Below are 14,940 nucleotides of genomic sequence, written 5' to 3'. Positions count from 1 at the left end.
GTCTATGCGAAAGGCATCAGGCTCTCAAACAGGTTGATGAAAGATGTCGAAGCGAGATTGAAGCGTAGCCCGACTTTGCCAAAATGGGACATCTTTATCCAGCCGGTTTTCGGGTAACTTCTATAACGGAAATCACCTTAGCCTGGCGACCTGAACCCAGCGGAGTCCGTCCCATGCACGCGATCGAGTTTCAGACCACCGTCCACGACGGTATCCTCCACATCACGGCGGAGCATCAGCGGCAACTCGACGGTCGGGCCGTACGCGTCGTCGTGGTCGATACCCAGGCCGAGGACGCGGGGCAGACAGAGACCCTCTTTGCGCGCCTACGCCGGGTCCGTATCGCCGGACCGGCAGACCTGTCAACGGAGCATGAGGCCTCGATCATCATTCCGGCCGGCCCTGATCGGTCCGCACAGCGGACCCTACCGCAAGGTCGCGATCTGTAGGGTCCGCTATGCGGACCAGCGGGCTTGCAGGCAGCGAGGTGGCTGGGATTATGATCAAGGCCGAGCATGACGCCTATGTGATCCGCAATCAGGATGCTTGAGTCGGTCGTCGTCGATACCCGTGAGCGAAGAGGCATTTGAACCCCTTATCTGCCAGCATTCTACAAGCCGTCCATCTCTCCCACATCACTCAGCACCGCTTCGACAAGGCTCTGCCGCATATAGATGCCGTTCTCGCGCAGTTGCTTGACGAACGGACCTACTTGCTCCACCAGTCCGGCGTTTTTCGCCCTCCGTAGGATACCCAAGGTGCCGATGCGGCGAATGCCGAAACGTTCGGCGACACGTCGTGCCCGCGCGTCGTCAAGCAGCACCGTGCTATCCGGTATGGTCTGCGCCAAAGCAATCGCCTCCGCCTCGCCGCGGTCAACCAGGATCGCCAACGCTTGCCATAGCGGCGTTTCAGGTGCCTTGATTTCCAACCAAGGCAACTGGCTGACCTCATGGGCACCTGGAAGTCCAAGGCCGCGCACTGTCACTTCTTCCCAAACCGCTGGGGGTGCCAATACTTGGCCATACAGCCGTCGCAGTAAATCCAGCTGGCCAATGATCGAAAGTGCAATCAAAGGGCCGCTGTCGGCAACAACCACCGGGCTAGTCATCGCTCAATTCATCGGCAATCTGGTCGTCGTCCAAATTGATGACAGGCACCTGCAACCGACCCAACTCAAACAAGAACCGTACCTTGCCCATATCGCAAAATTCAGCGGCCTTACCGATAGACAGGCGATGCAGTTCAAATAACTTAACGGCCAGCAGAAAGCGCAACTCCGCTGCAAGGGCTTCGGGCGCCTGGCCGGAGGTGAGAAGCAAGTCATCGGCGTAGGGGAGGGTCAATGTTTGCATGGCGGTTTCCATGACGGTGGTGGGACGATTTGAATAGCTAAAGTGCGGCAGGTGCATCGTTGGGGTTCGTTCCTCACTCCAACCTACGGTCCTCATTCTGTCGCCATTGCTGCCGGATTCGCTCGGCAGATTCATGGGCCATCTGCACCAGGACATCGATACGGTAATCGGCCGCGCGATTGAGCTCGCGTTTCACCTCCCAGAGTTCCGCGAGGATTTCATCGGGCGCACCTGTGGTGACCCATTGCGTTCGAATAGCTTCGTCGGGCATCATTTTGCAATCTCCAGCAGTTCTTCGGGTGTTGTCAGCAGCGGCGGAGTGTGACCAAGTGCGCGCAGGGTATCCAACAGCCGGAGCTTTGTATCCGGGCCAACGAGGTGGGCGAAATTCCAGGTAACCAGATAGTGCGCTTGTGCGATCGTTGCAATGGCGATATGGAGCGCGTCCTCCGGCTCGGTGGCGGGAATCGCTCCGGCCTCCATAATCGAAATCGCCAACACCCGTGCAGCAGTCTCGATGGTCAGTACAGGCAGATCTTGAAGCGCCTGAAGGCGCAACATGGCCGCCGACGGATCGCCCCTTGCCGCCTCTTCGATCACCAGGTCTGAAATAGAGATGTCAAAATAGCCTGGCGCCAGCTCCCACCATTCCCGTGTAATTTGCTGGCGGGCTGCCGTAATCAAATCTCGGCTAGGCCGGGAGGTCAGGTAGGAAACGACGGAGGTTTCAAGATAGATCGTTGGTTTCACGATCTGCATGATTCGGTGCTCGTTGTTGAACCTATGCCGTAGGCTAGGCTATCACATCAGGCGCGCGGCGGGACCGACCTTCTGCTTCGCTAGCCCCGTAGCGTCCGCACAAGGGTCCAAGCCGTCCAGTTCGGGCCGCATCGGGGTCACCCCGCGCGCATAGTCCTCAAACGCCGCCGCCGGGAGCGGCCGGCTGAACAGATACCCCTGGCCGATGCCGCACCCCTCGGCGGTGAGAAAATCCGCCTGGATCTCGGTCTCGACCCCTTCGGCGACCACGCGCAAGCCCAGAGTCCGGCCGAGCGCGATCACCGCGCGGGTGAGGGCGCACGCTTTGATGTCCGCCGGCAGCCCGGCAACGCAGGTGCGATCGATCTTGATCTCGCTCACCGCCAACCCGTTGAGGGTGGCCAGGGACGCATAACCGGTGCCGAAGTCGTCCGTGCCGACCGCGATGGCCATGGCTTGCAGGCGCGCAATCGTCGCGGCCGCCAGAGGCGGTGCGCACCACCCAGGCGCTGAGTGGGGCGATGAGCCCGATAGACTCCGCCAAGGGGATGAAGCGCCCCGGTTCGATCAGGCCGGCCACCGGGTGTTGCCAACGGATCAGTGCCTCGCAGCCGACGAGGCGGCCCGTCTTAAGCTCGACTTGGGATTGGTAGTAGAGCACGAACTGCCCGCGGGCCAGCGCCTGGCGCAGGTCGGTTTCCAGCGAGACCAGGGCCAGGGCCTGCGCTGTCATCTCCTCGGCATAGAAGCGAAAGGCGTCACGGCCCTGCCCTTTGGCGCGATACATGGCCGCATCGGCGTTGCGGAATCGACTTGAAGCGATCCAGATCAACGAAGAGCACGGCGACCTTATAGCCCTCGCGGTGCGCTTGGCGCAGCGCCTGCTGCAGGCGGTCGGCGAACAAGAGGCGGTTGGGCAGCCCGGTCAGAGGGTCATGCTCGGCCAGGTGTTCCAGTTGCTGTTCGCGCTCCTGGAGCCGGGCGGTCAGGTGTAGGTACTCGGTGATGTCCGAGAGAATGACCCGGCAGGTCGGCGGGGCCTCCCCGGTCGAGCGTGGCTCCTCCCAGCGAAGCGTCAGGCGCAGCTCCCGCCGGGTGGCCGGCGGGCGTCCCAGGCCGACCTCGATCGATTCCTCCTCGCCCGTCGACAGCACCCGGCCAAGGCTGCCGAGCAGGGTGCGGCTGTCACCGGGGGAAAGCCGCGCCGCCAAGAACAGGCCCTCCCCCTGCACCCGCTCCACTCCCAACAACTGGGCGGCGGTCAGGTTCAGTTGGGTGATCCGACCCTCGCGGGTGAGCGTGGCATAGGCCACCGGGGCGAAGTCGTAGAGGCCCACGTAGCGATCACGGGATTCCTCCAGCGCCTGTTGGGCCGCGCGCAGTTCCCGGTTCTGGAGTTCCAGTTCGATCTGATGGACTTGCAGGTCATGGGCCACGCCCTCGGGGTCGGCGCCGTTGGATGTCTCGCCGCGCAGCCTGTCAAGTCGCTCAGTCAGGATACGGTCGGTCTGGTCGCTGAGGGCGGACATGGTGGGTCCAGGGTGGGATGGTCGGGCGAGGGGATCGACAAGCGTCGGTAGGGAAAAAGAGGTTCGCCAACGCCCCCCGCTCACCCTATCCAAGTTCGGGTGCCCATCGAGCGATTGGTCGTGCCTTCACTGCCCCAGCTTCTTGCCTCTTTGAGAGTCGAAAAAATGCCTAATTCATAGGCGGATAGTGTCGCCGCGTGCCTTATCAAGGCAATGATACGCTCGTCTGTAGTGACATAGACGAAACGGACATTTGGGTTGGTCAGGTTAGGACCGTGGTTATAAGTCGCCAAATATTCCACGTCCTCTTTTGTGACCAGGACGCTGGTCACCTCAAGGAAGTCGGATAGCTTGCAGCGCAGTGCATCGAAGCGCGGGTCGGCAAAGACCACATCTTGGGCTTGGTTGTATTCCTGTGCGGAAAGTTCACCCCAGAAGCGGGTATAGGCGCACCGCCCCTCCCACATGACTTCATACGGCATTTTTTCCTCTTTGGGTCGATGATCGGCAGCACCGCCGGGACGCACGCCCGGCGAGCGTATTTTTTTTAATTACATCCTAATAGGGTGAGTTCACGACCACATACTGGACGCTGGTGCCGGAATAGCGCGGCTGATACCAGGTTGAGCCACACCGCTGGTAGGTGACGCCACCGGACTGGACCATCGAGCAGGAGGGCGGCAGGGAATAGACGATCGAGCCGATCACGGCCGCCGCCCCCACCACCGCCAAGCCAGTGCCGACCGGGTGATTCCAGCCGTTGTTGTAGCCGCCGTTGTAGCCGCGGACATTGACGTTGGCATTGCGATTGACGTTGACGTTGGCCGTGCGATTGACGTTGACGTTCGCATTGCGATTGACGTTGGTATTGCGATTGACGTTGGCGCCCCGGTTCACGTTGCCGCCGCCGTGGTGTACCGAGGTTCTGGCCCCGCCGCCACCCCGGCCGCCGCCGTTACCGCCGCGTGCCGCGGCATCCCAGGTCATCAGGGTAGCCCCGAGACAGAGGGCGCCGGCGGCGGCCAGAACGAGGGTTGGTCTGGTTAGGAGTGTCATGTTGCGTCTCCTTAGTGCGTCGCCGCTGGTGTGGTGGTAGAGGGGGTGGCTGCGGCGTCGTCCGGGGTCTTCGCGTCTTGGCTCTCGTCCCCGGCCGCCGCTTGGTCGACAATGGCAATGGGGTGATCGTCTTTGCCCGGGGTGAAGGTAAAGACCGCGTCAGCGGGCTTGGCCTGCGTGTCCCAGCTCAGGTTGGCCGCGTACTGCGGCAGTCCTTCCTCGTCCTTGGTGGTGATGACATAACGCAGCGGCAGGGGTGCGGCGCCTTGGGCAATCCAGATCTCCCAATCGATATCGGTCTGACGGAAGGCATAGTGGTCTGCAACCTGTCCGCCAATCTTGCTGGTGCCGACAACCATGGCCTCTTGAACGTCCGCGGTCGCGTCCGCCTCCCCGCCCCACAGGAACAGGTCCACCAACGGGAATTCGATACCGTACTTGGCCTCGGCCTCCTGCAATAGCGCACCAATGGTGGGCGGGGCCGCGACCGTGACGTAATACCCGGTGCCGGGTGTCAGCAAGGTAAAGTGCTTGCCGTCATAGAAGATTTCACGCGCCTTTTGATCCGTCACGACATCGGCGCGCAGATGGTCTGGCTTGCGGACCTGGAGGTCGACCGTTTTCAGCAGCTGGATCTTTTGGCCGGAGTCCAGGACATCCTCGGTGGAATCGGTCGCCTCGACGCTGAAACTGGTGAGCCCGCGCAGATACCCACCCATGCGCGTGAGCGCCTGCATGGCCGCGGGATCGATGGCGTGGGTCGGCGCCGCGGCGGCCGGCGGTGGTTCCTGTGCTGCCACAGTACCCGCCAGCGCGAGGCCGGCAAGTACCGCTGCGGTGAGAGCGTTCGGTTTGACTATCATGACCTGGGGCCTCGTTTGGTTGAAATCAGGGTGTCGGTCAGAGCCGGCGCCATCAGGGTTGCGGCAGGTCCGGTTTGAGGTGCGGCATCCCGCCATCGTCGATGTCGAAATCCGGGTCGAACAGGGTCTGGCCCTGGGCGCCCAGGTAGTCGGGCTGGGCCTTCAGCCACTCGCTCGGTTTCTGCTGCTTGGCATAGGCGATGAGTCGGCCCTCAAGGTCCGCAACGACCTCCGGGTGCTGCTCGGCGACGTTGGTCTGCTCGCCCGGGTCGGCGCTCAGGTCGAACAACTCGGTCTTGCCCGGCAGGAGGGCGATCTTCACCAGCTTCCACTGGCCCTTGATGACCGCGCCGCGGAAGGCCTCGACGTTGACCAGGATGTCGTCGTGCGGCGACGCCTGACCGGTGGCGACGGTGGCCCAGATATCCTTGCCGTCGAGCGGCTTGGCGGCCGGGTTGGCGGGTGCGTCGGCCAGGGCCATGGCGGTGGGCATGATGTCGACCAGGTGCAGCGGCTCCTCGACCACCCGCGGCGGCAGGCGGGCCGGCCAGTTGAAGATGGTCGGAACCCGCACCCCGCCTTCGTGCAGGCTGCCCTTGCCGCCGCGCAATGCCCCGTTGCTGGCCGGCAGCACGTCCTGGGTGACGCCGCTCGCGGCGCGCTCCTCCGGGGAGTGGGCGCCGCTGGCCACCACCGCGCTGCGGGGTCCGCCGTTATCGCTGGAGAAGATGATCAGGGTGTTGTCGCGCATCCCGCGCTCATCCAGGGCCTTGACGATCCGCCCGACCTGAGTGTCGAGTGAGCTGATCATGGCCGCATAGGTGCGCCGCGTCGGGTCCGCAATGCTGTCGGCATAGCGGTCCTCGCCAGCCTTCGGGGCCTGATAGGGTGCGTGCGGGGCGAGCGAGGCAAAATACAGGAAGAACGGCTGATCCTTGGGCTGACGCTCGATGATCTTGACCGCCTCATTGCCGATCAGGTCCAGGTAATAGCCCTCCTCGTCGATGAATACGCCGTCGCGTTGCCAGTCGAGTACGCCGGCGCGTTTGTGGGTGAAGTAGTCGACCTCGCCGACCGTATTGCCATAGAAATGATCGAAGCCGCGATTCTGCGGCCAGAATCTCCGGTCGGCATGGCCCAGGTGCCACTTGCCGACCATATAGGTGGCATAGCCCGCGTCTTTCAGCGCTTGCGGCAGGGTCCGTTCGTCGGTCGGCAGACCATAGCGGTGGTTGGGAAAGATCACCAGGGTCTGGAGACCCTGGCGCATCGGATAGCGTCCGGTCATCAGGGCCGCGCGCGCCGGGGTGCAGACCGGCATGCCGTGGAAGTTCTCCAGCCGCACGCCGCCGTTGGCCAGTTCGTCGATGTTCGGGGTGCGGATGTCGCTGCCGCGATAGCCAAGGTCGGCGTTGCCCAGGTCATCGGCCAGGATGACGATGATATTGGGCTTGGTCGCAGCGGGGGGCGCCAGATCGGGCGGGGCGGCCTGACTGACCGCCGCGGCGCTCAGGCCGAGGCAGACGAGTGATAAGAGGGCAAGGGTACGCGGTGTCATCTAGGGGGCACTCCGGTCATCCAATGGGGCGGGGAGGTCTTCGTCGCTCTGTTATTTCACGGCCTTTTTCGCGGTGTCCTTGGCCGCGCCGGGCGCCTGTTTGACCGCCCCCTTGTCCACGCCGCCGGCCGCGCGCTTGGCGGTGTCCTTGGCGGCCTCGGCGGGCGAGCAGCGCCCGCCGACCCCGACGGTGGCCTTGGCCGCCGCGCTCTTGGCGGCCTTCTGCGCGGTACAATCGGGGTCCAACACACCGGCGCTGCCGGACGCGGCGGCGCCGATCAGGGTCAACATCAGGGCAGTGGTCGAGGCGCGCTTCAGGATGGTCATCGCAAGATTCTCGCTTCTTATTTGTCAGGGCGTTGTTGGTTGGGAGGTATTGGCAGCGCGGGCCGAGACCCGCCGACGCCAGTGCAGATAGGGAATCGATATCAGGGCCGAGGTGAGTATGTACACGGTGACAATGACGGCGGTCCTGGGTCCAGGCATGGCGGAGGCAACCAGCACCGCGATCCCCAGATGACGGGTGGAGCAGGCAATGGCCAGCGCGGTGCGATCATCCTCCGCGGGGCCGCCGAGCCAATGCCCGATGGCCAGCGCCAGCGTGATCAGGGCCGCCAGTGTGAGTACCCCGCCCCAGCGGGCCTCGAGTAGCAGGTCCCAGTGCAGCCCCATCAGCACCAGCGCGCTCAGGGTCAGCACCACCCCGGCGGCGCCGATCAGCCAGCCCGCGGCACGTTGGGCAAAGGCCGGAAACAGGCCGCGGATCAGCATCCCGGCGGCGAGCGGCAGAAAAAAGGACTTGGTGAGCACCCAGGCAACCCGCGCCGGCGCCAGGTTCGGCGGGTTGTCGAACTGCGGGGCGAGCAGCCAGAGCCAGGCAGGGACCAGCGCGATGGCGAGCACCGAGGAGGTCACCACCAGGCTGAAGGTGAAGGCGCCGTCGCCGATGCGCATCAGTTTGCGCGGCAAGAGTGGAGCCCCGGCCGAGACCGCCAGCACCAGCAGTCCGATCTCCACCGCGGGCGGCAGGGTCAGCACTTTCACCAGGGCGAAGGCCGCCAGCGGCACCAGCACATACATCGCCAGCAGCGAGCGCAGCAATAACCCGGGCCGCCGCCACAGATAGATGAGGTCTCCGCGGGTCGAGTCCATACCGATCGCCAGGATGATGATCCCGACGGCGGCCTTGAGCAACAACAGGAGTGTGGCGGTCATGGCGGCCTACTTCCCGAACTGACAAACAAGCTTCAGCCAGATGTAATCGCCCGTCAGGCGCTTGCTCACGTCCAATTCCGGCAGCCAACGCAGCTCCGCAACCAAGGTCTTGGTGCCACGCGGCAGGACGTAGCTGAGCACCGGGCCGACACCGGCGGTGCGCCCCTGGAAACCGCCCAGGCGCGCACCAGCGCCGCTGTCGGGCGTCACCTGCTCCAGGTAGAAGGCCTGCGCACCGATACCGAGAAAGCCCGGTCCAACGGGCAGCAATTGCTGGATACTGGCGTCCAGGTGCAGGGTGGAGCCACTGTGATAGCGGGTGGCGGGGTTCTCGGTGTTCATGCCGAGCCCCAGATAGAGCGCGGCATTGAGGCCGCTCTTGTCATTGCCGTAGGAGACGCCCAGCGTGGGGTCGAAGGTCCAGTAGTTCAGTCCCGGGTTGGCCAGCCGGCCCTGCTGGTACTGGCCGGTGGGCGCATAGACCGGGAGCGTGGCGCTGACCTGCCAGAAGCCGGTCTGCCAGGCCAGCATGGCGGGGATCAGCGTCAGGTCCCCGAACCCGGCGGCCCGGTCGCGGCGCCGCACGGTGCCGAGCGGGGTGTCGAGTTGGGCGGTGACGCTGGCCCACACATAGGGGACATAGGCGCCGAGGCTGTAGTGGGCGCCGAACGGGGTCTGCGTCAGGGTGTATAGACCGCCGAGCATGACTGCGTCGCTGCTGGCCCTGAGACCCGCGGTCAGGGTCCCCGCGATGGGGATCGCCCGGGAGGCGGAGGCCGACCCTTCATAATGCAGAACAATCGGTTCCACCACCCAGCCGGGCTTGGTCGGCGGCCGGTCGATCAGCGTCGCCATGCCGCCCGGCAGATAATGGCCGACCCCGCCCTCCGCGGCGAGCGCCAGCCCCGGGCCTCCCAGGGTGAGTGCCAGGGCCAAGGGCCAGGCCGGCGCGCCCGGCAGATGGTTTGTCAGTTGCATGGTGTTTCGCCCCGGTCGAGTTGATCTGCTGCATTCTCAGCAACCGCGATTGGATGCCCTCGCCCTGACCTCCCCGATCAAAGGCAAGGTACATCTCCAGCCAACTGTCCCCTTCATCCGAAGGAGATACCGTCGGCGTCAGCGGCTGCCGCTCGCGGGTTGACTCAGGGCCTCCAGTGCGTTCTCCACCGTGAAACTGCCTGGCTTCTGGCGGGGCGGGAACTCCTTGAAGGAGGCGAGGAAGCTGCCGACGATCCGTTGCGACGGAATGGCATAGAAGGAGTGGCGGTACCACCAGTCGTTATAGCCCATCCCCTCCTGGCCGCGCTCGCCCGGGTCGGAGCGCAGGTCGAAGAAGAGCGGGGCGCGCAGGGTCTCGAAGGGCCGGCGCCAGACGTCCATCCCGGTGGCGTTCTGCACCATGAAGTGCATCTTCAGATGTTCGTAGCGCACCGCCAACAGGTCGCCGTCGTCGCTGAAATAGAAGAACTCGTGGCGCGCACCTGGACCCTTGCCGGTGAGCAGAGGGGTCTGGTCATAGCCGTCGAGGTGGACCTTGAAGGTCTTGGCGCCGGCCTGATAGCCGGTCAGGAGTGTGTCCTTCACCCCAGGCGCGCCCGCCGCGGCCAGTAGCGTCGGCAGCCAGTCCTCCCCGGCAACGATGTCGTTGACGACGGTCCCGGGCTTCACGGCGCCGGGCCAGCGGATCATAGCCGGCACCCGCCAGCCGCCCTCCCAGTTGGTGTTCTTCTCGCCGCGGAAGGGGGTGGCGCCGGCATCGGGCCACAGGCAGACCATCGGGCCGTTGTCGCTGGTATAGAGGAGGATGGTGTGGTCGGCCAGTCCGCTCTTGTCCAGATAGTCGAGCAAGCGGCCGATCTGGGCGTCGTGCTCGATCATGCCATCGGCATATTCACCGAGGCCGGATGTGCGGTGCTCGGCCATGACGTGGGTGAAGTTGTGCATCCGGGTCGTGTTGAACCAGACGAAGAAGGGCGTACCGGCCTGCTGGGCCCGGGTCATGAATCCTTCGGCCGCGTCCAGGACCTCAGTGTCGACCGTCTCCATGCGCTTTTTGGTCAGCGGCCCGGTGTCCTCGATGCGTTGGGTCCCGTCGGGGTTGGCCCAGGAATGGAGCACACCGCGCGGACCGAACTTTTCCCGGAAGGCGGGGTTCTTCGGGTAGTCCTCGTTCTCGGGTTCCTCCTCGGCGTTGAGGTGATAGAGGTTGCCGAAGAACTCGTCGAAGCCGTGGACCGTGGGCAGGAACTCGTCGCGGTCGCCCAGGTGATTCTTGCCGAACTGACCGGTGGCATAGCCCAAGGGCTTGAGCAGTTCGGCGATGGTCGGGTCCTCCTTTTGCAGGCCCTGAGGCGCGCCGGGGAGACCGACCTTGGACAGCCCGGTGCGGAAGGGGTTTTGACCGGTGATCAAGGCCGAGCGCCCGGCGGTACAGCTTTGCTGGCCGTAATAGTCGGTGAAGATCGCACCTTCCTTGGCGATGCGATCGATGTTGGGCGTGCGGTAGCCCACGACGCCGTTGGCGTAGGCGCTCACATTCTGGATGCCGACGTCGTCGCCGAAGACGACCAGGATGTTGGGCTTAGCTGCCGCTGCCGCCGCAGGCGTCGCCGCGGGCGCGTTCTGCGCCGCCGCTGTTGCCGCCAGGCCGGGCAGGTGGATCAGCAGCGCCGCGGCGGCGAGCAGACCGAGCAGGGATCGCTTCATTGGCAGGACTCCGGGTTAGATCGTTGGGGACAAAAAACCTGACGGCAAAGCTAGGGCAAGCCTCGCCCGGGGTCTATGCACTTTCCGCAATCGGGTGGAAAACTCCGGGTGGCCACCGCTGATGGGTTGGGATTGGTCGACCTTGTCCCCTGCCCCATAAGGCCGGACCGATGAGGCAGCGGCACCGCGGTGAGTGCTGGTAGAATCCGCTGGAAAACTTTAGGGCAAATGCCGCCCGGGGTCGATGCACTTTCCGCAACTGGGGGGAAGGGTTGGAAACGCCGAGACAGACAACCGTGGCCGGCCCGCTGGCCCATCCACCCCGCGCCTTTGTCGCCGTGCAGGACATCGACGACCCCTGCGTGTGGGAGAGCGCCTCGCACCCCTGGGAAGTGCTTGCCTCACCCTGTGCACCGGCGGCCCCTTTCGCAACCGCAAACAGGCCCTCGTGACCCCCAACTGGTTGCTCTATCGGGAGTCCTTCCTCGGCGGCCTGAGCGTCCAAGGCCTGAGTCCGCCCGGGATGTTGGGCTTTACGGTGCCCATTCGCCTGGGTGGGCACTCGCACTATTGGGGGGCGACGCTGCCCGAGCAGGGGATTCCCGCGACCTTACCCGATGCGCTGGATGCCCGGATGGATGCCGGGCAGGATCATCTGATCGCCCTGATGCGCCTGGACTGGCTGCGCTCGCAGGTCGATCCGCTGACTGCGCTGGCCATGGAGCGCTGTGCGGGGGCGCGGTTGCTGCCGGCCACACCGCGGGGCCGGCGCATCCTCGGGGCCTGGTTGCGGCGTCTGTTGAATCGCCTCCACGCCGATCCCCGTGTCATGGGCTATCCCGCCGCCGTGGCTGCCCTGGAATCCGAGCTGCTGGAGGCCCTGTTGCGCACCCTGTGCCTAGCCGCACCCAGGTCGTTGCTGGATGGGGCAACGCGGCGCCGACGCGGCTTCGATCTGGCCATCGACCATGTGCGTGCCGCGGACCTGGCCGGCTTGAGTGTCGCCGCCTTGTGCGCCCAGGTCGAGATTAGCCAGCGCACCCTGGAGTATGCCTTTCGCGAGCGACTGGGGACCTCACCCATGGAGTTCATCCGTCGACTGCGGCTCCACGCCGCGCGCCGCGCCCTGCTGGCGACGCCGCGCGGGGGCGCGACCGTGGCGCAGATCGCCATGACCTTCGGCTTCTACCAGCTTGGTCGTTTCTCCGCCGACTACCGGTCGCTATTCGGTGAGTTGCCCTCCGCCACCCTGGCCCGGCAGGGCGTCTATACCGGGGCGAACCTGCTCGGCTGAATGTCGGCAGCGCGCGGCATCTGCGCCTTGTCCGTGCGAATCGCTATAACAGGTTGCGCAACGACCTATTAATAAAACATGGGGTTATCCACGCGCCCGCCGATCAACCGAGTGGCGCTGCTTGGATAGACATGCATTTTTCCGATACGAATACTCTTGATTTTTATCCGATCGGCGATGACGTTCGAGACGCCACAATAAGAAAAGGTCGCGAGCGTACGCTCACCGCGCGCAACGACCAGCGGCGTCATCAGCATGGCATGCCCCATCGTCTGTTGTTCACTAAACCCACAAACCTCCTGTAACACACCCGTCTTAGTGACTATTTTCAAGTTTCCCGGGCTGATCCGAAGCTTATGCCGCGATTGATTATCTATCGCTATGTAGGTGTGTTGACGCTCGAAAGTGAGATGGATTGTAATGCCATTGCTCACATACTTGAGTTCGCCTAATTTTTCCGCATGGGCATAGCCGCCGCCCATGAGGAAAAATACAAAAATGAGTCTTGCTACTGCTTTGCATGTCTCTTGCATTCTATTCACCCGGGCGATTCAATCATGGCCGCACATAGGCATTAGCCTATCACAGATGTTCTCCCATGAGAACACCCCGCGACCTGCTTCACTTACTCTATCAGACCCACCGACCGCCTTGGGCAATCATAGACCCCAGCCCCATGGATCGAGGATCGATACCCCGGAGGGCTCGAAATCGCGGACATTCCGGGTCACGACCGTCATGCCATGCACGAGTGCAGTGGCCGCAATGAAAGAATCGCGCAGTGGACGGGGGGCCGGAACATGGAGCCGTGCGCAACTGCGGGCCACTGCGGTATCCACAGGGAGGACGCGGCCGGCAAAGGCGGGATGCGAAACCGACTTCGCGGCCTCACCGATGATCTCGATGTTCCGAATGACCGCGTCCTGCGTCTTATTGTCCAGCAGGAATTCCTCGTATGACATCGCACCGACGTACCCGGCGATCCGGTCAATGGCCTCCCGGATGTCAGCCAAACGCTCCGGGCCCCCTCTACTGGACATACAAGATGTCCTCGGCAATCGCCTTTGCTACCTCGCGGCGGCGTATCGAGTGAACGCCGGCCGGAGTCAGTAGATCCACCTTGCGCCCAAACACCCGCTCCAAGTCCTCGACCAGATCGACGAAACGCAGCCCAATCGGACCATCGAACTCCACCACTAGGTCGATATCGCTGGCCTCGGTTGCCTGCCCTCTGGCGAAGGAACCGAACAGGCCGATCCTACGGACACCAAATTCCTGCGCAAGTCGGAATTTTTTGCTCGCGCAGCACAGCGACAACAGCGTCTCGCGTCAACATTGTTGGGATAGGAACCTCAACCAGCCGATCCGGATAGAGGCTGATCCTAGGCGCGTTGAGCGCGACAGGCAAGCGGGTTGGTGGCTGGGGCGGATCGTTCGCCACGCGGAGATGGAACCGCAGACGCGAACGTGGAGACCAAAAAAAGCCCCGCCAAGGCGGGGCTTTCCATCACCAAACCGGTGACGCCAGGCGACTTACATCATGCCGCCCATGCCACCCATCCCACCCATGTCGCCACCGCCAGGCATGGCCGGGCCGTCGTTCTTCGGCTCGTCGGCCACCATGGCCTCGGTGGTGATCATCAGGCCGGCCACGGAGGCGGCGTTCTGCAGGGCGTAACGGCGGGTCACCTTGGTGGGGTCCAGGATGCCCATGGCGACCATGTCGCCATACTCGCCGTTGGCGGCGTTGTAGCCGTAGTTGCCGGTGCCCTCGGCGACCTTCTGCAGGACCACGGACGGCTCGTCACCGGCGTTGGCGACGATCTGACGCAGCGGCTCTTCCATGGAGCGGCGGGCGATGGTAATGCCGACGTCCTGGTCGTGGTTGGCACCCTTCAGATCCTTGATGGCCTTGAGCGCGCGCACCAGGGCGACACCGCCGCCGGGGACGATGCCTTCCTCAACCGCGGCACGGGTGGCGTGCAGGGCGTCTTCGACGCGCGCCTTCTTCTCCTTCATTTCCATCTCGGTGGCAGCGCCAACCTTGATGACGGCCACGCCGCCGGCCAGCTTGGCCAGACGCTCTTGGAGTTTCTCCTTGTCATAGTCGGAGCTGGTCTCTTCGACCTGGCTGCGGATCTGCTCGCAGCGCGCCTTGATGTCGGCCTCGGAGCCGGCGCCGTCGATGATGGTGGTGTTTTCCTTGCCCACCTGGATGCGCTTGGCGGTGCCCAGCTCGGCCAGCGTGGCCTTCTCCAGCGACAGGCCAACCTCTTCGGCGATGACGGTAGCGCCGGTGAGCACCGCGATGTCCTGCAGCATGGCCTTGCGACGGTCACCAAAGCCCGGGGCCTTGACCGCAACAACCTTGATGATGCCGCGGATGGTGTTGACCACCAGCGTGGCCAGGGCCTCGCCTTCCACGTCTTCGGCAACGATCAACAGCGGCTTGCCGGACTTGGCAACCGCTTCCAGCACCGGCAACAGCTCGCGGATGTTGGAGATCTTCTTGTCGTGCAGCAGGACGTAGGGCGCCTCCAGATCCGCGCTCTGGCCCTGCTGGTTGTTGATGAAGTAGGGGGAGAGGTAGCCGCGGTCGAACTGC

Annotated in this window: 20 protein-coding genes and 1 pseudogene; 2 read left to right on the top strand and 19 right to left on the bottom strand. The window is 64.0% G+C overall.

Annotated features, from left to right (window positions below; genetic code table 11):
• Positions 1–173 precede the first annotated feature (173 nt).
• The gene (locus tag QZX93_RS00960) at positions 174–449 is read left to right on the top strand and encodes a hypothetical protein (RefSeq protein ID WP_295392916.1); all 276 of its coding nucleotides are present in this window, start codon (positions 174–176) and stop codon (positions 447–449) included.
• 161 nt (positions 450–610) lie between these two features.
• On the opposite strand, the gene QZX93_RS00955 is transcribed toward QZX93_RS00960, so the two are convergent.
• From QZX93_RS00955 to QZX93_RS00885, 15 genes and pseudogenes are all read right to left on the bottom strand, one after another.
• Positions 611–1,111: a DUF3368 domain-containing protein gene (locus QZX93_RS00955; RefSeq protein WP_295392915.1), complete on the bottom strand. Its 501-nt coding sequence runs from the start codon at positions 1,109–1,111 to the stop codon at positions 611–613.
• The gene (locus QZX93_RS00950) at positions 1,104–1,412 is read right to left on the bottom strand and encodes a UPF0175 family protein (protein WP_295392914.1); all 309 of its coding nucleotides are present in this window, start codon (positions 1,410–1,412) and stop codon (positions 1,104–1,106) included. Before QZX93_RS00950 ends, QZX93_RS00955 begins: the two co-directional genes overlap by 8 nt.
• Positions 1,413–1,428: 16 nt before the next feature.
• Positions 1,429–1,629 carry a hypothetical protein gene (locus QZX93_RS00945; RefSeq protein WP_295392913.1) on the bottom strand — a complete coding sequence of 67 codons (201 nt, stop codon included), beginning with the start codon at positions 1,627–1,629 and terminating at the stop codon, positions 1,429–1,431.
• The gene (locus tag QZX93_RS00940) at positions 1,626–2,114 is read right to left on the bottom strand and encodes a type II toxin-antitoxin system VapC family toxin (RefSeq protein ID WP_295392912.1); all 489 of its coding nucleotides are present in this window, start codon (positions 2,112–2,114) and stop codon (positions 1,626–1,628) included. The genes QZX93_RS00945 and QZX93_RS00940 overlap by 4 nt, the downstream gene beginning before the upstream one ends.
• A 42-nt stretch (positions 2,115–2,156) precedes the next feature.
• Positions 2,157–2,567, bottom strand: coding sequence for an EAL domain-containing protein (locus QZX93_RS00935; RefSeq protein ID WP_295392911.1), 411 nt, complete (start codon positions 2,565–2,567; stop codon positions 2,157–2,159).
• A 94-nt stretch (positions 2,568–2,661) separates the two neighbouring features.
• Positions 2,662–2,847, bottom strand: a pseudogene (locus tag QZX93_RS00930) (EAL domain-containing protein); the annotation flags it as partial.
• A 25-nt stretch (positions 2,848–2,872) separates the two neighbouring features.
• Entirely contained in the window at positions 2,873–3,643 is a 771-nt protein-coding gene (locus tag QZX93_RS00925; RefSeq protein WP_295392910.1) for a diguanylate cyclase, read from the bottom strand.
• Between the two features lie 80 nt (positions 3,644–3,723).
• The gene (locus QZX93_RS00920) at positions 3,724–4,125 is read right to left on the bottom strand and encodes a hypothetical protein (protein ID WP_295392909.1); all 402 of its coding nucleotides are present in this window, start codon (positions 4,123–4,125) and stop codon (positions 3,724–3,726) included.
• A 76-nt stretch (positions 4,126–4,201) separates the two neighbouring features.
• The gene (locus QZX93_RS00915; protein WP_295392908.1) at positions 4,202–4,699 is read right to left on the bottom strand and encodes a DUF6515 family protein; all 498 of its coding nucleotides are present in this window, start codon (positions 4,697–4,699) and stop codon (positions 4,202–4,204) included.
• Positions 4,700–4,710: 11 nt separating this feature from the next.
• Positions 4,711–5,562, bottom strand: coding sequence for a DUF2092 domain-containing protein (locus QZX93_RS00910; RefSeq protein ID WP_295392907.1), 852 nt, complete (start codon positions 5,560–5,562; stop codon positions 4,711–4,713).
• A gap of 52 nt (positions 5,563–5,614) precedes the next feature.
• On the bottom strand, positions 5,615–7,120 hold the full coding sequence (locus QZX93_RS00905) for an arylsulfatase (protein ID WP_295392906.1): 1,506 nt from the start codon (positions 7,118–7,120) through the stop codon (positions 5,615–5,617).
• Positions 7,121–7,171: 51 nt separating this feature from the next.
• Positions 7,172–7,447 (bottom strand): hypothetical protein, encoded by a 276-nt coding sequence (locus QZX93_RS00900; protein ID WP_295392905.1) that lies wholly within the window; start codon positions 7,445–7,447, stop codon positions 7,172–7,174.
• 24 nt (positions 7,448–7,471) lie between these two features.
• Complete coding sequence (locus QZX93_RS00895) at positions 7,472–8,335, bottom strand: bile acid:sodium symporter (protein ID WP_295392904.1); 864 nt, start codon at positions 8,333–8,335, stop codon at positions 7,472–7,474.
• Between the two features lie 6 nt (positions 8,336–8,341).
• The gene (locus tag QZX93_RS00890; RefSeq protein ID WP_295392903.1) at positions 8,342–9,313 is read right to left on the bottom strand and encodes a transporter; all 972 of its coding nucleotides are present in this window, start codon (positions 9,311–9,313) and stop codon (positions 8,342–8,344) included.
• Positions 9,314–9,451: 138 nt separating this feature from the next.
• Positions 9,452–11,041, bottom strand: coding sequence for an arylsulfatase (locus tag QZX93_RS00885; protein ID WP_295392902.1), 1,590 nt, complete (start codon positions 11,039–11,041; stop codon positions 9,452–9,454).
• Positions 11,042–11,489: 448 nt separating this feature from the next.
• On the opposite strand from QZX93_RS00885, the gene QZX93_RS00880 reads away from it, so the two are divergent.
• Positions 11,490–12,335, top strand: coding sequence for a helix-turn-helix domain-containing protein (locus tag QZX93_RS00880; RefSeq protein WP_295392901.1), 846 nt, complete (start codon positions 11,490–11,492; stop codon positions 12,333–12,335).
• A 68-nt stretch (positions 12,336–12,403) separates the two neighbouring features.
• On the opposite strand, the gene QZX93_RS00875 is transcribed toward QZX93_RS00880, so the two are convergent.
• The 4 genes from QZX93_RS00875 to groEL all read right to left on the bottom strand — a co-directional run.
• Positions 12,404–12,868, bottom strand: coding sequence for a hypothetical protein (locus QZX93_RS00875; protein ID WP_295392900.1), 465 nt, complete (start codon positions 12,866–12,868; stop codon positions 12,404–12,406).
• Positions 12,869–12,994: 126 nt separating this feature from the next.
• On the bottom strand, positions 12,995–13,375 hold the full coding sequence (locus QZX93_RS00870) for a HepT-like ribonuclease domain-containing protein (protein ID WP_295392899.1): 381 nt from the start codon (positions 13,373–13,375) through the stop codon (positions 12,995–12,997).
• Positions 13,365–13,652, bottom strand: coding sequence for a nucleotidyltransferase family protein (locus tag QZX93_RS00865; protein WP_295392898.1), 288 nt, complete (start codon positions 13,650–13,652; stop codon positions 13,365–13,367). Before QZX93_RS00865 ends, QZX93_RS00870 begins: the two co-directional genes overlap by 11 nt.
• A gap of 216 nt (positions 13,653–13,868) precedes the next feature.
• Positions 13,869–14,940 (bottom strand): chaperonin GroEL (gene groEL / locus QZX93_RS00860; protein ID WP_295394292.1); only part of this gene is annotated, 1,072 nt, incomplete at its 5' end.

It is taken from the genome of uncultured Thiodictyon sp., assembly GCF_903946935.1.
Lineage (GTDB): Bacteria > Pseudomonadota > Gammaproteobacteria > Chromatiales > Chromatiaceae > Thiodictyon.
Note: the sequence above shows the minus strand (reverse complement) of the source record. Positions and strands in the feature narration are given on the sequence as shown.